The sequence below is a fragment of the Bradyrhizobium sp. CCH5-F6 genome, assembly GCF_001556045.1.
Lineage (GTDB): Bacteria > Pseudomonadota > Alphaproteobacteria > Rhizobiales > Xanthobacteraceae > Bradyrhizobium.
This window is the reverse complement of sequence record NZ_LSIC01000121.1, coordinates 139,567-157,828: the sequence shown is the minus strand read 5'-3', so window position 1 is coordinate 157,828 and position 18,262 is coordinate 139,567. Positions and strand designations below refer to the sequence as shown.

Genomic DNA, 18,262 nt, shown 5'->3' with positions numbered 1-18,262 from the left:
GTCCAGCTAACGGCAGTGCCGCCGCTCGCGCAAGGGCGGGCGGCGTATGGCGGCATGCATCGCGCGGCGATATCGGTCCGCTATTTCTTCTGGCGGGATTCGCGAATCTTCAGGAGTCGCTCGAGCTCATCGTTCTGCTGATTGATGCGGTCGGCGATGCGCGACTCGTTCTGCTCGCCCGAGGCGGCAGCGGCCTGCTCGATGAGCTGGCGGATATTGTCCTCGAGGATCGCGATGCGATCGTTCAACGCGTCCATCGACAGTGAATCTTCGTAGTCATTGCTCATGATGCATTCCCTGCAAATCAGTGAGGAGCATTAAGACGAGCCGAAGCCGGTCCACCATGATTTAACGCAAAGGTCGTAGGGTGGATTAGCCGCAGGCGTAATCCACCAACCCTGTCTCCGCAGAGACAAAAAAGGTGGGTTACGCCTGCGGCTAACCCACCCTACAAGGCTACGAGAGCTTACTTCAATGGCTCCAGCACGGAGACGTAGTTGGCGACGGCAGCGCCGCCCATGTTGAAGATGCCGCCAAGCTTGGCGTTCTTCAGCTGCATGCCCTCGGGCGCCTGCCCTGCGAGCTGCATCGCCGTCATCACATGCATGGAGACGCCGGTGGCCCCGATGGGGTGACCCTTGGCCTTGAGGCCGCCGGACGGATTGACCGGCAGCTTGCCGTCCTTCAGCGTCCAGCCCTCCTTGATGGCGCGGGCGCCCTGCCCCTTCGGCGTCAGGCCCATGGCTTCGTATTCGATCAGCTCGGCGACCGTGAAGCAGTCATGTGTCTCGACGAAGGAGAGATCTGACAGCGTCACGCCGGCCTTTTCCAGGGCGCGCTGCCAGGCGACCGTGCAGCCCTCGAACTGGAGGATGTCGCGCTTGCTCATCGGCAGGAAGTCCTGGGCGTGCGCGGTGGCGCGGAAGCCGATCGACTTGCTCATGCCCTTCGCGGTCTCGGCATCGGCCAGCACCAGCGCGGCGGCGCCATCGGAGACCAGCGAGCAGTCGGTGCGCTTCAAGGGACCCGCGACGTAAGGGTTCTTCTCGCTCTCGGCGCGGCAGAAGTCGAAGCCGAAGTCCTTGCGCATCTGAGCAAAGGGATTGGCGACGCCGTTCTTGTGGTTCTTGGCCGCGATCAGCGCCAGCGCGTCGGACTGGTCGCCGTATTTCTGGAAATAGGAGCTGGCGATCTTGCCGAACACGCCGGCGAAGCCGCCGACGGTGTCGCCGTCCTCAGGCAGATAGGAGGCCTTGAGCAGGTTCTTGCCGATCTCCGGGCCCGGCGTGCGCGTCATCTGCTCGACGCCGACGACCAGGACGATCTTGGCGGCGCCCGCGGCGATCGCGCGCAGGCCCTGGTGCACGGCGGCGGAGCCGGTGGCACAGGCGTTCTCGACCCGGGTCGCCGGCTTGAAGCGCAGCTTCGGGTCGGCCTGGAGCACCAGCGAGGCGGTAAAATCCTGCGCCGAGAAGCCGGCGTTGAAATGGCCGAGCACGATCTCGTCGACGTCGGAGGCCGAGATGCCGGCATCGGCCAGCGCCTCGTTGACGACCCGCACGACGAGGCTTTCCACGGTTTCGGTATCGAACTTGCCGAACGGCGTATGCGCCCATCCGACGATGCTGGCGGTCATGGTCATCTCTCCCTGGGGGTCTCTTCCTGAGCTAAGTCTTAGCCCAATGAAGGCAAGACTTCACGCGGCTTTCAGGGCCTGGACGGTGCGCTGGCAGATGGCAGTTATGCCGGCCCAGTTCCCAGCCCGGATCTCCGCCGTCGGGCAAAGCCAGGAGCCGCCGACCGCAACCACGTTGGGCTCGGCGAGCCAGGTCGCCGCATTGCCCTCACTGATGCCGCCGGTCGGGCAGAACCGCACGTTCGGGAACGGCCCGCCGAGGGCGCGCAGGCCCTTGATGCCCCCGGCCTGCTCGGCCGGGAAGAATTTTGCGACGTCGAACCCGTAGGACAGCGCCATCATCAGCTCGGAGGCCGTGGCAATGCCCGGCGCGAACGGCAGGGAGCTGTCGGTTGCGGCCTTGAGCAGATCGGGTGTCAGGCCCGGGCTGATGCCGAACGCGACGCCGAGCTTCTCGACACGGGTGAAGTCGGCCGGATTGAGAATCGTGCCAATGCCGACGATCGCCTCGGGTACTTCGGCCATCATTGCCCTGGCGGCCTCGATCGCGACGGGGGTCCGCAGGGTCACCTCCAGCGTGCGGACGCCGCCGGCAACCAGCGCACGCGCCAACGGCACCGCATCCTGGATGCGCTCGATGGTGAGGACGGGAATGACGGTCGCCGCCTTGAACAGCGAGACGAGGTGATTTTGTTGCGCAGTCGTGGTCATAGGTCTCGATTCATTTGGTCGCCTGGCGAGAGGCCGCCGGCCGGTGCCGCTTTTTCGGCGGCATGGCATAGCCCGGAATGATGGCGCCGGGATAGCAGATCACAAGGCTGGCGAGGCGGTGGCCGGCGTGGGCGGCCTCCACCGGGTCCGAGCCGGCCAGCCGGGCGGCGATATAGGCCGCGGCAAAGCTGTCGCCTGCCGCGGTGGTGTCAACGACCGGCTTGGTCACCGGCTCGGCGCGCACCTCGCTGGTGCCGCCGGGAAAGCGCAAGAGGCTCACCGGCTCGGCCAGGCGGAACACCAGCTCCGGGCTCGGAATCCGCGCCATCAACTGCTCATGGCTCTCGCCGGGATAGAGCGCAAGCAGATCCTCGGTCGAGGTCAGCACGATGTCGGCGGTCGCAAGCGCCGTGGCAAACACCTCCCGAGCGATCTCGCGATCCGGCCACCCCCGCGCGCGAAAATTGGTGTCGAACACGAAGCGGGTGCCGAGCAGCCGCGCGCGCCTGATCGCCGCGAACAGGCGCTCGCGTCCGGGCCCATCGTAGATCGAGAGCGTGATCGCGGAGAGATAGACGATGTCGTAGCTCATCAGCGAGTTGAGCAGTTCATCCGTCTCTGGCAGGCTCATCAGTTGACGCGCTGCCGCGCTGTCGCGCCAGTGGAAGAACTGGCGCTCACCCTTCGCATCCGTCTGGATCATGTAGAGGCCGGGCAGCTTGCCCGCCAGACGCACGACGCGCCTGGTGCCGACACCCTCCGCATTCCAGGCCGCGATCATCTCATCGCTCAAGGCATCGTCGCCGAGCGCGGTGAGATAGTCGACCTTGATCTCAAGCCGCGCCAGATAGACGGCAGTGTTGAGGGTGTCGCCGCCGAAGCCACGCGAGTAAAGCCCGCCGCCCTGCCCCTGCCCGGCCGAGGCGCCCCCCTGGGCCTGCCGAAGCTCGACCATGCATTCGCCGATGCAAGCTACGCTCGCCATCATGTGACCCGGTCAGTCAGCGATCAGGCGACGAAATTGCCGCCGAGTTCATCTTCGATGTGAATGCGGATGATGTCGTCGAAATTCCTCTCGGCCGTGGTGAAGCCGAGTTCGAGCGACCGCTTGGCGTTGAAATTGCGCGGCCAACCGCCGACGATGCCGACGATGAAAGGATCCGGCTCGCGCTTGATGCGCGCTGCGACCTTCTCGCCGGCGACACGCTTCAGCGCGGCGATCTGCTCGCCGACCGTGGCCGACAGGCCCGGCATGGTCAGATTGCGGCGCGGGCCAACGGCGGCGAGGTCCATCGTGCCGGCGTGGAGCAGGAAGCCGACGGCCGAGCGCGGCGTCGCGTGCCAGTGGCGGACGTCCTCGGAGACCGGCAGGATCGCTTCCTTGCCGGCGAGCGGCTCGCGCAGGATGTTGGAGAAGAAGCCCGATGCCGCCTTGTTGGGCAGCCCCGGGCGGATGCAGATGGTCGGCAGGCGGATGCCGATGCCGTCGAGGAAGCCGCGGCGGGAATAGTCGGCGAGCAGGAGTTCGCCGATCGCCTTCTGGGTGCCGTAGCTGAGCAGCGGCGTATGGAAGAACTCGTCGCCAATCGCGTCCGGGAACGGCGCGCCGAACACCGCGATCGAGGACGTGAACACCACGCGCGGCTTGTAGCCACCGCCGGCGAGACGGATGGCGTCGAGCAGCATCCGCGTGCCGTCGAGGTTGATGCGGTAGCCCTTGTCGAAATCGAGCTCGGCCTCGCCCGAGACGATCGCGGCAAGGTGGAAGATCACGTCGGGGCGGCCGGCGATCAGCTTTTCGGCAGCGCCCGGCACGGCGAAATCGCCCGACACGGTCTCGACGGGGAAGCCGGCACTTTCCGGCTTCTTCGGCTCGACCACGTCATGCATGGTCAATTTTGTGATGTCGCTGTTGCCGAGCCGACCGTCGCGCAACAGCCGTTCACAGAGTTTGCGGCCGACCATGCCGGCGGCGCCCAGAACCAGAATGTGCAAGAGCCTACTCCTTCTTGTCGGCCGGAGCGCGCCGCTCCTGACGCGCCCTCGGCAAGCCCGTGATCATTCCTTCACGGCGCCGGTCATCGCCGACACATAATGCTCCACGAAGAAGGCGTAAAGGATGACGAGCGGCAGCGAACCGGCCAGTGCTCCGGCCATCAGCGACCCCCACCGATAGATGTCACCATCCACGAACTCGTTGACGATCGCGACCGGCACCGTCTTGTTGCTGGTCGACTGCAGGAACGTCAGGGCGTAGATGAACTCGTTCCAGCACAGCGTGAAGCAGAAAATGAAGGCCGAGATGAGGCCGGGGATTGCGAGCGGCACGACGATCTTGGTCAGGATCTGCCACCGGCTCGCCCCGTCGATCAGCGCGCATTCCTCGAGCTCGAATGGGATGGTCTTGAAATAGCCCATCAACAGCCAGGTCGAGAATGGGATCAGGATCGTTGGATAGGTCAGGATCAGCGCCAGCGGCGAGTCGAAAAGGCCGTACTGGAACACCACGGTGGCGAGCGGAATGAACAGGATCGAAGGCGGCACGAGATAGGCGAGGAAGATCAGTCCACCGACGAGGTTGGCCCCCTTGTAGCGCAACCGCACGATCGCGTAGGCCGCAAACACTGATGCGACGATCGAGAGAATGGTGGCGCAGATCGCCACGTACATCGTGTTCCAGAGCCAATACGGATAATAGCTCTCGAACAGCAGCTTGTGGAAGTGCTTGAACGTCGGATTCCAGGTCCAGAACGGATTGTACTTGTCGAGATCGAGCAGCTGCTCGTCTGGCTTCACCGACGTCAACGCCATCCAGTAGAACGGGAACAGCAGGACGACGACGATGATCGTGAGCGGCAGATAGAGCGTCACGAGCCTGCGTGGCACCGATTGCAGGTAGCTCATGCCCTCGCTGTTGTCGACGCGCGACGGCGCCGATATGACGGCCTTGAGATCCAGTTTCGAGGCAGGAAGATCAGTCATTGCTTTCTCCCTGTTGCCATTTGCGACGCTGCAGGCCGAACCATGACACCATGATCGCGGCGAGCAGGAAGGGAATCATGGCGCTGGAGATTGCGGCCCCCTCACCCAGCTGCCCGGCGATGATCGCGCGCTGGTAGGACAGGGTTGCCATCAGATGCGTGGCGTTGACCGGGCCGCCACGGGTCATCGCCCAGATCAGCTGGAAGTCGGTGAAGGTGAAGAGCACGGAGAAGGTCATCACGACGGCGATGATCGGCGTCAGCAGCGGATAGGTGATGTAGCGGAAGTTCTGCCACCGCGTGGCGCCGTCGAGCGTTGCCGCTTCATACAGCGAGGGCGAGACGGTCTGCAGGCCCGCGAGCAGCGTGATCGCGACGAACGGCACACCGCGCCAGACATTGGCGAAGATCACGCAAATCCGCGCCCAGGTCGTGTCGCCGAGGAAGTTGATGTTCTGGTCGATCAGGCCGAGCTGTTTCAGCGACCAGGAAATGATCGAGAATTGCGAGTCGAAGATCCACCAGAAGGCGAGCGCCGAGAGCACCGTCGGAACGATGAAGGGAATGAGCACCATCGCGCGCAGCATCGCCTTGAAGGGCATGTGCTCATTGAGCAGCAGCGCGAGATAGAGTCCGATCGCGAATTTGAAGGCGCTGGCGACGAAGGTGTAGAGCAGCGTATTGAATACGGACAGCCAGAAAATGGAGTCGTCCCAGAGCCACTCGTAGTTCTCGGTGGCGATGAAGTGCCCGACCCTGCCGATGCGCGTGTCCGTGAACGACAGCCAGATGCCGAGCCCGAGCGGATAGGCCAGGAAGAAGATCAGGAATGCCATGGCCGGCACCATGAACCAGAAGCCGAGCCAGTTGCGATTGTATTTGAGCTGGGTCCAGGCGTTCGCCTCGCTCATCTGAGGCTTGGCCCGGGGTATTGCGACATCAGCCATGCCCGATATCCCTGATCGAAATGTTGACGAGCGGGCGGCCGAACGGCCGCCCGCTCCGTGACCGTCAGCGATAGATGCGCTTCAGCTGGCGCTCGGCGTCCGCCATCGCGCCCTTCGTATCCTTGGCGCCGGTGCAGTAATTGGCGAACATGTCGACGACGATGAAATCGGCGATCGCGGTTGCCGCCTTCTCGCCGACCGTGCCGATGCCGGACGCCGGCAGCGTGCGCTTGGAGGCCTGCGAAAACACGGCATTCTTGGGATCGGCCGTCCAGATCGGCGCCGACTCGTACGCGTTCAAGGTCTGCGTGAGATAGCCCTGCGCGCCATCCAGCCACTTCTCGTAATTCTCCTTCTCCAGCATGAAAGCGACGAAGGCCTTCGCCGCGTTCGGATATTTGGTGAAGTTGAAGGCGAGGATCGGCAGCGCGAGCTGCAGCTCGGTCGGCTTGCCGACCGGACCAACCGGCCAGAGCGCGTGATAGGTGTCCGCGGTGAGCTCCTTCTTGGTCGCATCGGTTTTGGCGGCGACGTAGATGGAGATGCCGTTCGCCGTGCAATAGAGCTCGCCGGCAAGGAACGCCTTGTTGTTGGAAGAGTCGTTCCAGGACGCCGTGCCCGGGATGAAGCTCTCGTACAGCGCCTTGCAGTACTCCAGCGCCTTCGCCGTCTCCGGCGAATTGATGATGATCTTGTCGTTCTGGTCGACCGTGTAGGCCCCGTGCCCCCACAGAACCCAGTGCAGCCACGAATTGCCGTCGCCCGAAGCATGCCCGAGCGCGAAGCCGGCCGGCGTGTTGTTGGCCTTCAGCGCCTTGCACATTTCGAGGAAGCCGGGGAAATCCTTCGGGAATTCCTTAAAGCCAGCCTTCTCGAGCGCCGACTTGCGATAGGTCATGTAACCGCCGTTGGTCGCGACGGGAATGCCGAGCCAGTCGTTGCCGAGCTTGCAGGTCTTCTCGGCAGCATCGGTCCAGCCGCCATATTTCTTGCCGAGATAGTCGGCAACGTCGTTCATCTTCAGGACTTTGGTGGGGAAGAGCTGCGGCAGCGTGTGCAGGCCCCAGGCGAGATCGAGTCCGGAGCCGGTATTGGCCGCGACCGAGGCCTTCGGCTGCACGTCCTCGAATGATTCGCTGAACACGTTCATCTCTGTGCCGGTGGCGGCCTTGAACGCCGCTACCATCGCGTTGAATGCATCGTCCTCCTGCGGCACGAAGCGCTTCCATCGCATCACGGTCAACTTGGCGCCAGGCTCGGCCTTCCAGGGCGCGCTCTGCGCCCAAGCCTTGGCGAAGTCGAACAGTGCCGGCCCGGTCAGCATGCCGGTCGCAGCCAGTGCCGTTCCGCCTTGAAGCAGACTCCGGCGGGTAAAGTCTTGCATGTCGTCCTCCCTGTGATGCTTTTTTGTCGTCTTATGCTTTGTCGTCTTATGGATTTCGTCTTGTGAACTACGCGTTCATGCGCTTGCCCGTTGCATCGTCGAACAAATGAACCAGGGACGGGTCGGGCTTCAGCCGCACCTTGTCGCCCGGGTTGAACTGGTGACGCTCGCGGAAGACCGCGACGACCTGCTCGCCGCCGACCTTGGCGAACACTTGCGTCTCCGAGCCGGTCGGCTCGACTACGATGATCTCGGCCTCGGCGCCGTCATCGGCGATGGTGAAGTGCTCCGGCCGCACGCCGTAGACTGCGGGGCGGCCGTCCGAGCCCGCCGGCGCGGTCTTGAGCGGCAGCTTGACGCCGTTCGGTCCCTCGAAGGTGGCAACCCCGTTGACGCGAACATGACCTTTGAGAAAGTTCATCGCGGGCGAGCCGATGAAGCCGGCGACGAACTGGTTGTCGGGCTTGTCGTAGAGCTCGAGCGGCGTGCCCATCTGCTCGACGATGCCGTCATGCATGACGACGATCTTGTCGGCCATGGTCATGGCCTCGATCTGGTCGTGGGTGACGTAGACGGTCGTCGTCTTCAGCCGCTGGTGCAGCTCCTTGATCTCGGTGCGCATGGCGACGCGCAGCTTGGCATCCAGGTTCGACAAGGGTTCGTCGAACAGGAAGACCTGCGGATCGCGCACGATGGCGCGGCCCATGGCAACGCGTTGGCGCTGGCCGCCGGAGAGCTGGCGCGGATAGCGGTCGAGCAGCGGCGACAGCGCCAGGATCTCGGCGGCGCGCTTGACGCGCTTGTTGATCTCGTCCGAGCTGGCGTTGCGCAGCTTCAGCGAGAAGCCCATGTTCTCGCCCACCGTCATGTGCGGATAGAGCGCGTAGTTCTGAAACACCATCGCAATGTCCCGCTCCTTGGGCTGGACATTGTTGACGACGCGGTCGCCGATCGAGATCGTACCGGAGGTGATGTTCTCGAGACCGGCGAGCATGCGCAGAAGCGTCGACTTGCCGCATCCGGAAGGGCCGACCAAAACGACGAACTGGCCGTCCTCGATCGGGATCGTCACGCCGTGCAGGACTTCAAAATTGCCGAACGATTTCCGCACGTCGCGGATTTGCACAGACGACATCTAGCTCCCTCCTCGAAAGTCCACGACGCCTCTCGCGCCGCGACCGTCTTGTTTTTCAGACTTCACCGAACGAAGCCCGATCTTAGCGGGCGACATTGTCGGCAGTTTGTGCGGTTTTGGCAATTTGTCTTTGGTTAGTCGTTGCTGGTAGCGCTGTCAACGTTCCTTTGTTTGCAGGACTGACTGTGTTAAGAGCAGCAAATGGGTCGAAAACGCACCAAGTCAGGCAAAATCCGGCTGGCCGAAGTGGCCGAGCTCGCCGGCGTCAGCCCGATTACCGCGTCCCGCTTTTTCCGCAATCCGGAGGCGCTGTCGGTCGCCAAGCGGACGCGGGTCGAGAGCGCCGCCAAGGAGCTCGGCTATGTGCCCAACCTTGCCGCACGCGCGCTGGCCTCGCAACGCACCGAAGTCATCGGTGTATTGATCCCCTCCCTCACCAACAACGTGTTCTCGGACGTGCTGCGGGGCATCTATGACGCGTCGGAGGGCAGCCGTTACTCGATCCAGCTGTCCAACACGCGCTACAGCATTCTCCAGGAAGAGAGATTGCTGCGCCTGTTCCTGGCGCAGAAGCCGGCCGGGCTGATCGTCACCGGCATCGACCAGACCGCGGAATCCCGCGCGATGCTGGAAGCCGCGGACTGCCCGATCGTGCAGATCATGGAGATCGGGCCGGATCCGGTCGACATGATGATCGGCTTTTCGCACTATGATGCAGCCCGCGCGGCGATCGCGCACCTGTTCGAGCAGGGCCACCGCAAGATCGGCTTCGTCGGTGCGCGCATGGACCCGCGGGTGCAGCGACGGCTGGACGGATATGTCTCGGCCATGAAGGACGCCGGCCTGTTCGACCAGCGCCTCGTCGTCACGACCGCTACACCGACCTCGGTGACGCTCGGCGGGACGCTGTTCACCGATCTCCTGGCACGGGAGCCTGACATCGATGCGGTGTTCTGCGCCAATGACGACCTCGCGCTCGGCGTGCTGTTCGAATGCCGGCGCCGGGAGATCGAGGTGCCCGGGCAGATCGCGATCGTCGGCTTCAACGACCTCGAGTTCATGGCCTCCGCCGTCCCCACCCTCACCAGCGTCCGAACCAACCGCTACGAGATGGGGCGGACGGCTGCCACCATGCTGATCGAGGCGATCGAAGGGCGGCGCCCGGAGCAGCCGGTGCTCGATCTCGGCTTCAAGGTGATCGAGCGGCAAAGCTCGTCGGCACGGCGTTCGGACAGCAGGCCAGCCGTTGCCGCCGCGGGCGCGACGAACAAAATGATAGCGTTACCAAGTAGCCACGACTAGTATCGGACTCGTGAGGAAACGACCCGCCAGCGGGAAGGCAGATCATCGCTCGCGCCGTTGGGCATTGCACATGCCGACACGATGAGACGGACGCCAGAGCGTTTGCATTGCAGGAGAAACCAATGACAAAGAAACCAACCAATGGGCATGCCACCGGCAGCAACGGGGCTCGCCGTCATCTTCGCTCGCAGGAATGGTTCAACAACCCGCACAATCCGGGCATGACCGCGCTCTATATGGAGCGCTACCTCAATTATGGCCTCACCCGCGCCGAGTTGCAGTCCGGCAAGCCGATCATCGGCATCGCCCAGACCGGCAACGATCTCTCTCCCTGCAACCGCCACCACATCGAGCTCGCCCACCGCGTCCGCGAAGGCATCCGCGAAGCCGGCGGCATCGCGATGGAATTCCCGACCCATCCGATCCAGGAGACCGGCAAGCGCCCGACCGCGGCGCTCGACCGCAACCTCGCTTATCTCGGCCTCGTCGAAATCCTCTACGGCTATCCGCTCGACGGCGTGGTGCTCACCACCGGCTGCGACAAGACCACGCCGGCCTGCATGATGGCGGCGGCGACCGTCAACCTGCCCGCAATCGTGCTGTCGGGCGGCCCGATGCTGAACGGCTGGCACGCTGGCGAGCGCACCGGCTCCGGCACCATCGTCTGGAAGTCGCGCGAGCGGCTCGCGGCCGGCGAGATCGACTATGAAGAGTTCATGGAGATCGTGGCCTCCTCGGCGCCCTCGGTCGGCCATTGCAATACCATGGGCACGGCATCGACCATGAACGGCCTTGCCGAGGCGCTCGGCTTCTCGCTGCCGGGCTGCGCGGCGATTCCCGCGCCCTATCGCGAGCGCGGCCAGATCGCTTACGAGACGGGCAAGCGCATCGTCGAGATGGTCTGGGAGGACCTCAAGCCCTCGGACATCCTGACCCGCAAGGCGTTCGAGAACTGCATCGTGATCAACTCGGCGATCGGCGGCTCGACCAACGCGCCGATCCACATCAACGCGCTGGCCCGCCACATCGGCGTCGAGCTTTCGATCGAGGACTGGCAGAAAGTCGGCCACGACGTGCCGCTGCTGGTCAACATGCAGCCGGCCGGCTTCTATCTCGGCGAGGAATTCCACCGCGCCGGCGGCGTGCCGGCCGTGGTGCGCGAGCTGATGAAGCACAAGCGCATCCATGAGGATGCGGTCACGGTCAACGGCCGCGGCATCGGCGAGAACTGCAAGAATGCGCCGGAGCCCGACAACGACGTGATCCGGGCTTACGACAAGCCGCTAGTGAAGGACGCCGGCTTCCTGGTGCTGAAGGGCAATCTGTTCGATTCCGCGATCATGAAGACCAGCGTGATCTCCAAGGAATTCCGCGACCGCTATCTCAGCAACCCCAAGGACCTCAACGCCTTCGAAGGCCGCGCCATCGTGTTCGAAGGCCCCGAGGACTATCACGAGCGGATCGACGATCCCTCCCTCGACATCGACGAGCGCTGCGTGCTGTTCATCCGCGGCACCGGGCCGATCGGCTACCCCGGCGGCGCCGAGGTCGTGAACATGCAGCCGCCGGCAGCATTGATCAAACGCGGCATCCTGTCCCTGCCCTGCATCGGCGACGGCCGGCAGTCCGGCACCTCGGGCTCGCCCTCCATCCTCAATGCTTCGCCGGAAGCCGCCGCCAATGGCGGTCTTGCGATCCTCAAGACCGGCGACAAGGTGCGCATCGACCTCAACAAGGGCAGCGCCAACATCCTGATCTCGGACGAGGAGCTGAAGAAGCGCCATGCCGAGCTCAAGGCCAATGGCGGCTTCAAGCATCCGCCGAACCAGACGCCGTGGCAGGAGATTTACCGCAACACCGTCGGCCAGCAATCGACCGGTGCCTGCATGGAGCTCGCCACGCGGTATCAGAACGTCGCCGGCACGTTTGGCGTGGCGCGGGATAATCACTAAGCGAAGTGCGCGTAGCCCGGGTGAGCGAAGCGACACCCGGGGCACCGCTCCCGGATATCGCGCTCGCGCTCTCATCCGGGCTACGGCACTGACAACCAAATTCAAGGTGAGGAGAACAACAACATGGCAGACCGCCTCAAGGGAAAGCGCGCCGTCGTCACGGCGGCTGCGGCAGGCATCGGGCGCGCATGCGCCATCGCCTTCGCGCGTGAAGGCGCGACCGTCATCGCCACCGACATCAACGAAAGCGGCATCGCGAGCCTGACCAAGGAAGGCATCGCCGAGGTCGCAAAGCTCGACGTCCGCAACACTGCCGAAGTCAACGCCTTTGCCAAGCGCGTCGGCAAGATCGACATCCTGCTCAACGCCGCCGGCTTCGTGCATCACGGCACCATCCTGGAGTGCTCGGAAGAGGATTTCGATTTCTCGTTCGACCTCAACGTCAAGTCGATGCACCGGACCATCAAGGCGTTCCTGCCCGACATGATTGCGGGCGGCGGCGGCAGCATCGTCAACATCTCGTCCTGCGCGGCGCTGCGGCCGCCGGCGAACCGCTATGTCTACAGCGCGTCGAAGGCGGCGGTGTCGCTGCTGTCGCGCGCAGTCGCGCTCGACTTCATCACCAAGGGCATCCGCTGCAACTCGATCTGTCCCGGCACCGTCGAGACCCCTTCGATGCTCGACCGCGCCGCCGCGCAAGGGCCGCAGGGCAAGGAGATGTTCATCTCCCGCCAGAAGATGGGCCGCCTCGGCACCGCCGAGGAGATCGCATCCATGGCGGTCTATCTCGGCAGCGACGAGAGCGCATTCACCACCGGCGTCGACCTCGTGGTCGACGGCGGCTACATGCTCTGACGCTCAGGGGCCGCCAGCATGAACAAGATTGATCTCAACGGGCGCGTTGCCGTCGTCACCGGCGGCGCGCAGGGCTTTGGCCGCGCCATCACCGAACGCTTCGTCGCCTCGGGTGCGATGGTCGCGATCTGGGACTTTGACTCGGCGCTGGCCGAGAAGACCGCAAAGGAGATCGGCGACAGCGCCCGCGTGCTCAAGGTCGACGTCACCGACACCGCGGCCGTCGAGCAGGCTCGCGATGCCACGCTGGCCGCCTTCGGCAAGATCGATATCCTCGTCAACAATGCCGGCATTGCCGGCGTCAACAAGCCGGTCTGGGAGACCGACCTCAAGGAATGGCGCAAGGTGCTGCGCATCAACCTCGACGGCCCCTTCATCTGCTGCAAGGCGATCGTGCCTGTCATGCTCAAGCAGAAATACGGGCGGATCGTGAACATCGCCTCGATTGCCGGCAAGGAAGGCAATCCGAACGCGTCGCATTACTCGGCGTCCAAGGCCGGCCTGATCGCGCTGACGAAATCGCTCGGCAAGGAACTGGCGGCACACGACATCCTCGTCAACGCGGTGACGCCGGCAGCAGCCAAGACCGCGATCTTCGACCAGATGACGCAGCAGCACATCGACTTCATGCTGTCGAAGATCCCGAAGGGGCGCTTCGTGCTGGTGGAGGAGCTCGCCGCGATGGTGGCCTGGCTCGCATCGGAGGACTGCGCATTCTCGACCGGCGCGGTGTTCGACATTTCGGGCGGGCGCGCAACCTATTGAGGACATCATGATCCGGGAAGGCGGCTGCCTGTGCGGCGCGGTGCGGTTCAAGGCGGAGGGCGATCCGCTCAACGTCCGCATCTGCCACTGCCGCATCTGCCAGAAGGCGATGGGCTCGCCCTTCTTCGCCCGCGCGCAATTCGACCAGCGCGCACTGACGGTCGAGGGCGACACCGCCCGCTATGCCTCCTCCGAGAACATCGACCGCGTGTTCTGCAAACGCTGCGGCACGCGCCTGTTCGCCTGGCGTCGCAACGGCACGCTGGCGGGCGTGGCGCTTGCGACCTTCGACGACCGCAACGCCTTTGCACCGACCGAGCACATCTGGGTGTCGGAAAAGCTCGCCTGGCTGAAGCTCGACGACGGCTTGATCCAGTATCAGACGACGATCCCCGCATGAGTTGCGAGATGGCACGGCGGCGTGCTCCCTATGTTGGACTGAAGCGTTGCTGCACCGCCGGGTTGGCTGGGTCCGCTGCAAGGCCGCGAGGCAAACCGGGACAGACGAACCGTGAACATCTCTTTCTATGATCTTTCCGTCTGGGCGCTGCCACTGGTGCTCGCCATCACCTTCCATGAGGCCGCGCACGCCTTCGTCGCGGACAGGCTCGGCGACAACACGGCTTCGCAGCTCGGCCGCGTCAGCTTCAACCCGCTCCGGCATATCGATCCGTTCGGCACCGTGATCCTGCCGGCGATGCTGCTGTTCGCACATTCACCGTTCTTGTTCGGCTATGCCAAGCCGGTGCCGGTGAACTTCCGCAAGCTGAACAACCCCAGGCTCGATATGGTCTGGGTGGCACTGGCCGGGCCCGTCACGAACATCCTGCTGGCGCTCGCCGCAGCCTTCGCCTTCCACGCCCTGCCGCTGGTGCCCGCAAGCGCGGCGAAATGGGTTGCCGACAATCTCAAGAATGCCCTCATCATCAACGCGGTGCTGGCGGTCTTCAACATGATGCCGATCCCGCCGCTCGACGGGGGCCGCGTCGCGGTCGGATTGTTGCCGCGGCAGCTCGCTTGGCCACTCGCCCGTCTCGAGCCGTTCGGTATGCTGATCCTGATCGGCCTCTTGATCCTGCTGCCGCTCGCGGGCTCGCAGTTCGGTCTAAATCTTGATGTTATTTCAGTAATACTGCGAACGTTGACCGGTCATGTGATTCAGGCTGTTCTCTTCCTGACCGGCAACGCGTAGTTGAACAGAACACCCGAACACGAGCCGAAGGGCCAGAGGCCGACTTGGTCAAAGCTGCCGATATGCTGATCGCGCGACGCGCCGACACCCGCGCCCGTGCGGATTTCGCCACCTGGAAGATGATGGCCAAGCTCAACGGCGCGTCGGCGCTGCCGCCTGAGGCCCAGGAGTTCCTTAGCAGCTACAAGAACCTGCTGACGCAGATGAGCGAGGACGAGGCCACCGAAGTCACCATCGGCGCGATCTACAAGGCCTACTATGTCGAGATGGGCGGAGCTGGAACGCCGCCCGACGTCCGCACCCGTCCGCCAGAAGCGACGGCGGACAATGTTACCGCCTTCCGGCGTCCGGCGCCGAAACCGAAGACGACCAGCTTTTTCGGGGCAAGCGCAGCCAGCGGAGCTCAGAAACGGCCCCTCCCGGTAGCGCTGATCTTTGTCTGCCTGGTCGTGGTCTATGTCGGCATCCGGCTCTACTGGCGCTGAGCCGTCTTTTTCTTCTTCGCGTCCGGAGGTGTGAAGATGATATCGACGGTACGCTCGAACCGGTCCTCGGTCAGCCCTGCAGGCGGCTGCGGGATCGGATCCGACTTGCGGACGATCGATAACGCCGCAGCATCGTAGGCGGCATCCCCCGACGACTCCACGACGTCCACCGACAGCACGTTACCCTTCCGGTTGATCGCGAAGCTCACCTTGACCTTCTGGTTATTGGGCACTTTGCCTTCCGGATTGACCTTGTGCAGCGTGAGATGCGCGCTGATCTTGCGGTTCCAATCGGCCGTCAGCTTCAGGATGTCCTTGCCGATACCGATGACCGGCGCCAGCGCTTTTTCGGCCTCGCGGGCATCCTCCTCCAGCGTCTGCCGCGCGGTCGCAACCGATTTCGGCGACGCTTCGGCGGCCGGAGTCTCGACCGCCTGAATCTTCGGATCGTCTTCTGCCGGCTTCTTCGCGTTGTTCTCGGTCACGACCCGGTCGGGATCCTCGACCTCCTGCGATTGATCCTTTGGAAGCTCGGTCTCCTTGGTCTCGGCCTTCTGCTCGGGGAGCGCCTGCTGCTCCTGCATGGCTTCGCTGTCAGGCCCCGGCGGCAGATCGGTTTCGGGCGCCTTGGGCGAGGCCATCTCCACGGCGAATTCTGCACCGTTGGCGCCAAGGCCGTCGCCGTCGTCGTCGGTGCGCAAATGAGCCAGCGCCAGCGCTGCACCACCCAGATGGAGCGCGAGCGCCGCCACTGCCGCCAGGATCCAGAGCCTCCGGGATGGTCTGAGTTCGTCCGACATGAACCGGCCTCTAAGGCTGAGCGGCGCCTGGCGCAGGCGCCCCCGGCGCGCCTTCCAGCGCGACCAGTTTCACCCGCGTATAGCCGCCTGAGCGCAGGAGCTCCATGACACCCATCAATTCGCCATACGGCACCGACTTGTCGGCGCGCAGGAAGACATACTTATCCTTGCTCATATCGGACAGGCCGTCGAGGGTCCCGATCAACTCGGCCCGGTGAACCGGGTTCTCTCCGATCGCGAGCGTCAGATCGGGCTTGATGCTGAGATAGGTCGGCTTGTCCGGCTTCTTCTGCGGCGTCGCGCTCGAGGTCGGCAGATCGATCGGCAGGTCGACCGTGGAAAGCGGCGCCGCGACCATGAAGATGATCAGCAGCACCAGGATGACGTCGATGAACGGCGTGACGTTGATGTCATGCGTTTCCGAGAAATCGTCGTCTTCGCCGTCGTTGTCTGCGAGCGAAACGCCCATGGTTCACTCCGCTGCGCGCGAATGCACGCTGCCGTGGCTGCGGTCGAGATCGCGCGAGAGCAGCCGCCCCGCCGCGCCCGACGCGCGGCTGACGAGTTCGAGATAGCCTTTCGTCACGCGCGAAAAGTGGTTGTAGATGATGACGGCGGGAATGGCGGCGACGAGGCCGATCGCGGTGGCGAGCAGCGCTTCTGCGATGCCGGGCGCGACGACCGCGAGGTTCGTGGTCTGCGACTTCGAAATACCGATGAAGCTGTTCATGATGCCCCAGACCGTGCCGAACAGGCCGACGAACGGCGAGGTCGAACCGATGGTGGCGAGTACGCCCATGCCGATGCGGATGCGTCGCTGTTCGGCCCGCACGATCTCGGAAAAGCTGGAGGCCGCGCGCTCCTTGATGCCGGCATCGCTGGACAGGCCGGCCGACATCCGCGCCTCACGCAGCGCTGCCGCCAGGAAGGACGGAAGGATGCCCTGCTTGGTGCCAAGAGCCATCTGCGCTTCGGCGAGCGAGCGCGCCTCCGCAATCTTCTTCAGTGCCGAACGAAGCCTGGTGGAGGCGACCGACAGTTCGATCGACTTGGCGATGAAGACGGTCCAGGTCATCACCGATGCGAAGGCGAGCCCGACCATCACCGCTTTCACGACGATGTCCGCCGACATGAACATCACCCACGGCGACAATTCCTTCATGGCCGGCGCGACGGCGGCCGCATCGGCTTTCGCACTCGCGGAATTGGTTGCCACCGGCGCCGCGCCTGCAACGGCAGGAGCGATCGAAGCCGAAGGGGCCGCAGGCGCAGTTGCCGACGGAACCGTGTCGGCCGCGGACGGCTGAGCTGTCGATTGGACCGGTGCCGCCGGCGGGCTTTGTGTCTGGGCAGAAACAGGAGACGCGAGCCAGGCGGCCGCCAGCATGGCGGCGGCGGCAAGGCGTGCTTGGAAGGTCATGGTCTTCATACTTCGGCCCAGTAGCGAATGAGATTGTGATAGATACCCGTCAATTTGACCGTTTCGGGATCGTCACGCCCGAGCCGTTCCACCAGCGACTGAATCGCGGTGTCGAGGTCGAAGATCATGCTCCGGGCTTGATCGTCCCGTATCATGCTCTGGAGCCAGAAGAAAGACGCAACCCGCATTCCCCGGGTCACCGGGGTGACGAGGTGGAGGCTGGTCGAGGGATAGAGCACGCAGTCGCCAGCTGGCAACTTTACCTCGTGTGAACCGTAAGTGTCCTCGATCACGAGTTCGCCACCGTCATAATCTTCCGGCTCGGCGAGGAACAGCGTGACCGAAAGGTCCGTGCGGATGCGAAGGCCGGTCAGGCGGTCGCCGCGGATCGCATTGTCGACGTGCAGGCCGAAATGGTGGCCGCTGCTCGCCGCATAGCGGTTGAACAGCGGCGGGAAGATCTGCAGCGGAATCGCCGCCGCGATGAAACGCGGGTTCGATGTCAGCGCCGAGATGATGCGGTTGCCGAGCTTGCGCGCGATCTCGCTGTCCGGCGGCAATTGCTCGTTGCGTTTGACCATGGCCGACTGCGCACCGGCGGTGGAGCGACCGTCCTCCCATTCGCTGGCGTCCATGATGCGGCGGAAATCCGCCACATCATCCTTGCTGAGAACGCCAGGCAAACACGTCAACATGA

General features: G+C 64.1%; 20 protein-coding genes. 7 read left to right on the top strand and 13 right to left on the bottom strand.

Annotated features, from left to right (window positions below):
- Window positions 1-80: 80 nt before the first annotated feature.
- From AX729_RS21735 to AX729_RS21695, 9 genes are all read right to left on the bottom strand, one after another.
- Entirely contained in the window at window positions 81-287 is a 207-nt protein-coding gene (locus AX729_RS21735; protein ID WP_061026411.1) for a hypothetical protein, read from the bottom strand.
- Window positions 288-466: 179 nt separating this feature from the next.
- A complete protein-coding gene (locus AX729_RS21730) occupies window positions 467-1,636 on the bottom strand; it encodes an acetyl-CoA acetyltransferase (RefSeq protein WP_061026410.1) in 1,170 nt (389 codons plus the stop codon).
- Window positions 1,637-1,696: 60 nt separating this feature from the next.
- Window positions 1,697-2,347, bottom strand: coding sequence for a bifunctional 4-hydroxy-2-oxoglutarate aldolase/2-dehydro-3-deoxy-phosphogluconate aldolase (gene eda / locus AX729_RS21725; protein ID WP_061026409.1), 651 nt, complete (start codon window positions 2,345-2,347; stop codon window positions 1,697-1,699).
- A gap of 10 nt (window positions 2,348-2,357) precedes the next feature.
- Complete coding sequence (locus AX729_RS21720) at window positions 2,358-3,332, bottom strand: sugar kinase (protein WP_061026504.1); 975 nt, start codon at window positions 3,330-3,332, stop codon at window positions 2,358-2,360.
- Between the two features lie 23 nt (window positions 3,333-3,355).
- The gene (gene denD / locus AX729_RS21715) at window positions 3,356-4,342 is read right to left on the bottom strand and encodes a D-erythronate dehydrogenase (RefSeq protein ID WP_061026408.1); all 987 of its coding nucleotides are present in this window, start codon (window positions 4,340-4,342) and stop codon (window positions 3,356-3,358) included.
- Between the two features lie 63 nt (window positions 4,343-4,405).
- On the bottom strand, window positions 4,406-5,329 hold the full coding sequence (locus AX729_RS21710) for a carbohydrate ABC transporter permease (protein ID WP_061026407.1): 924 nt from the start codon (window positions 5,327-5,329) through the stop codon (window positions 4,406-4,408).
- Window positions 5,322-6,239 carry a carbohydrate ABC transporter permease gene (locus AX729_RS21705; RefSeq protein WP_082770499.1) on the bottom strand — a complete coding sequence of 306 codons (918 nt, stop codon included), beginning with the start codon at window positions 6,237-6,239 and terminating at the stop codon, window positions 5,322-5,324. Before AX729_RS21705 ends, AX729_RS21710 begins: the two co-directional genes overlap by 8 nt.
- 100 nt (window positions 6,240-6,339) lie before the next feature.
- The gene (locus tag AX729_RS21700; RefSeq protein ID WP_061026405.1) at window positions 6,340-7,659 is read right to left on the bottom strand and encodes an ABC transporter substrate-binding protein; all 1,320 of its coding nucleotides are present in this window, start codon (window positions 7,657-7,659) and stop codon (window positions 6,340-6,342) included.
- Window positions 7,660-7,726: 67 nt separating this feature from the next.
- Window positions 7,727-8,794, bottom strand: coding sequence for an ABC transporter ATP-binding protein (locus AX729_RS21695; protein ID WP_061026404.1), 1,068 nt, complete (start codon window positions 8,792-8,794; stop codon window positions 7,727-7,729).
- Between the two features lie 201 nt (window positions 8,795-8,995).
- Between AX729_RS21695 and gntR the strand changes: the two genes are divergently transcribed.
- From gntR to AX729_RS21660, 7 genes are all read left to right on the top strand, one after another.
- The gene (gene gntR, locus AX729_RS21690) at window positions 8,996-10,096 is read left to right on the top strand and encodes an HTH-type transcriptional regulator GntR (RefSeq protein ID WP_061026403.1); all 1,101 of its coding nucleotides are present in this window, start codon (window positions 8,996-8,998) and stop codon (window positions 10,094-10,096) included.
- 122 nt (window positions 10,097-10,218) lie between these two features.
- Entirely contained in the window at window positions 10,219-12,048 is a 1,830-nt protein-coding gene (locus AX729_RS21685; RefSeq protein WP_061026402.1) for an IlvD/Edd family dehydratase, read from the top strand.
- 123 nt (window positions 12,049-12,171) lie between these two features.
- Window positions 12,172-12,903 carry an SDR family oxidoreductase gene (locus AX729_RS21680; protein WP_061026401.1) on the top strand — a complete coding sequence of 244 codons (732 nt, stop codon included), beginning with the start codon at window positions 12,172-12,174 and terminating at the stop codon, window positions 12,901-12,903.
- 18 nt (window positions 12,904-12,921) lie between these two features.
- On the top strand, window positions 12,922-13,668 hold the full coding sequence (locus AX729_RS21675; RefSeq protein WP_061026400.1) for an SDR family NAD(P)-dependent oxidoreductase: 747 nt from the start codon (window positions 12,922-12,924) through the stop codon (window positions 13,666-13,668).
- 7 nt (window positions 13,669-13,675) lie between these two features.
- Entirely contained in the window at window positions 13,676-14,068 is a 393-nt protein-coding gene (locus tag AX729_RS21670) for a GFA family protein (protein ID WP_061026399.1), read from the top strand.
- Between the two features lie 111 nt (window positions 14,069-14,179).
- Window positions 14,180-14,860, top strand: a complete 681-nt coding sequence (locus AX729_RS21665; RefSeq protein ID WP_061026398.1) for a site-2 protease family protein — start codon at window positions 14,180-14,182, stop codon at window positions 14,858-14,860.
- Between the two features lie 62 nt (window positions 14,861-14,922).
- Window positions 14,923-15,345 carry a hypothetical protein gene (locus AX729_RS21660; RefSeq protein WP_061026397.1) on the top strand — a complete coding sequence of 141 codons (423 nt, stop codon included), beginning with the start codon at window positions 14,923-14,925 and terminating at the stop codon, window positions 15,343-15,345.
- Here AX729_RS21660 and AX729_RS21655 read toward each other — a convergent pair.
- From AX729_RS21655 to AX729_RS21640, 4 genes are read right to left on the bottom strand one after another with little or no spacing between them, the layout of a single operon-like run.
- Window positions 15,333-16,145, bottom strand: coding sequence for an energy transducer TonB family protein (locus AX729_RS21655; RefSeq protein WP_061026396.1), 813 nt, complete (start codon window positions 16,143-16,145; stop codon window positions 15,333-15,335). The genes AX729_RS21660 and AX729_RS21655 overlap by 13 nt on opposite strands.
- Before the next feature lie 10 nt (window positions 16,146-16,155).
- A complete protein-coding gene (exbD, locus tag AX729_RS21650; protein ID WP_061026395.1) occupies window positions 16,156-16,614 on the bottom strand; it encodes a TonB system transport protein ExbD in 459 nt (152 codons plus the stop codon).
- A 3-nt stretch (window positions 16,615-16,617) separates the two neighbouring features.
- Window positions 16,618-17,574 (bottom strand): tonB-system energizer ExbB, encoded by a 957-nt coding sequence (gene exbB, locus AX729_RS21645; protein WP_061026394.1) that lies wholly within the window; start codon window positions 17,572-17,574, stop codon window positions 16,618-16,620.
- Window positions 17,571-18,260: a Fe2+-dependent dioxygenase gene (locus tag AX729_RS21640; protein ID WP_061026393.1), complete on the bottom strand. Its 690-nt coding sequence runs from the start codon at window positions 18,258-18,260 to the stop codon at window positions 17,571-17,573. Before AX729_RS21640 ends, exbB begins: the two co-directional genes overlap by 4 nt.
- Window positions 18,261-18,262: the final 2 nt, after the last annotated feature.

Excerpts from the sequence above, each read along its gene's own strand:
- AX729_RS21735 (WP_061026411.1), bottom strand. The coding sequence starts at position 287 with ATGAGCAATGACTACGAAGATTCACTGTCGATGGACGCGTTGAACGAT.
- AX729_RS21730 (WP_061026410.1), bottom strand. The coding sequence starts at position 1,636 with ATGACCGCCAGCATCGTCGGATGGGCGCATACGCCGTTCGGCAAGTTC.
- eda (WP_061026409.1), bottom strand. The coding sequence starts at position 2,347 with ATGACCACGACTGCGCAACAAAATCACCTCGTCTCGCTGTTCAAGGCG.
- AX729_RS21720 (WP_061026504.1), bottom strand. The coding sequence starts at position 3,332 with ATGGCGAGCGTAGCTTGCATCGGCGAATGCATGGTCGAGCTTCGGCAG.
- AX729_RS21710 (WP_061026407.1), bottom strand. The coding sequence starts at position 5,329 with ATGACTGATCTTCCTGCCTCGAAACTGGATCTCAAGGCCGTCATATCG.
- AX729_RS21705 (WP_082770499.1), bottom strand. The coding sequence starts at position 6,239 with ATGAGCGAGGCGAACGCCTGGACCCAGCTCAAATACAATCGCAACTGG.
- AX729_RS21700 (WP_061026405.1), bottom strand. The coding sequence starts at position 7,659 with ATGCAAGACTTTACCCGCCGGAGTCTGCTTCAAGGCGGAACGGCACTG.
- AX729_RS21695 (WP_061026404.1), bottom strand. The coding sequence starts at position 8,794 with ATGTCGTCTGTGCAAATCCGCGACGTGCGGAAATCGTTCGGCAATTTT.
- gntR (WP_061026403.1), top strand. The coding sequence starts at position 8,996 with ATGGGTCGAAAACGCACCAAGTCAGGCAAAATCCGGCTGGCCGAAGTG.
- AX729_RS21685 (WP_061026402.1), top strand. The coding sequence starts at position 10,219 with ATGACAAAGAAACCAACCAATGGGCATGCCACCGGCAGCAACGGGGCT.
- AX729_RS21680 (WP_061026401.1), top strand. The coding sequence starts at position 12,172 with ATGGCAGACCGCCTCAAGGGAAAGCGCGCCGTCGTCACGGCGGCTGCG.
- AX729_RS21675 (WP_061026400.1), top strand. The coding sequence starts at position 12,922 with ATGAACAAGATTGATCTCAACGGGCGCGTTGCCGTCGTCACCGGCGGC.
- AX729_RS21670 (WP_061026399.1), top strand. The coding sequence starts at position 13,676 with ATGATCCGGGAAGGCGGCTGCCTGTGCGGCGCGGTGCGGTTCAAGGCG.
- AX729_RS21660 (WP_061026397.1), top strand. The coding sequence starts at position 14,923 with ATGCTGATCGCGCGACGCGCCGACACCCGCGCCCGTGCGGATTTCGCC.
- AX729_RS21655 (WP_061026396.1), bottom strand. The coding sequence starts at position 16,145 with ATGTCGGACGAACTCAGACCATCCCGGAGGCTCTGGATCCTGGCGGCA.
- exbD (WP_061026395.1), bottom strand. The coding sequence starts at position 16,614 with ATGGGCGTTTCGCTCGCAGACAACGACGGCGAAGACGACGATTTCTCG.
- exbB (WP_061026394.1), bottom strand. The coding sequence starts at position 17,574 with ATGAAGACCATGACCTTCCAAGCACGCCTTGCCGCCGCCGCCATGCTG.
- AX729_RS21640 (WP_061026393.1), bottom strand. The coding sequence starts at position 18,260 with ATGTTGACGTGTTTGCCTGGCGTTCTCAGCAAGGATGATGTGGCGGAT.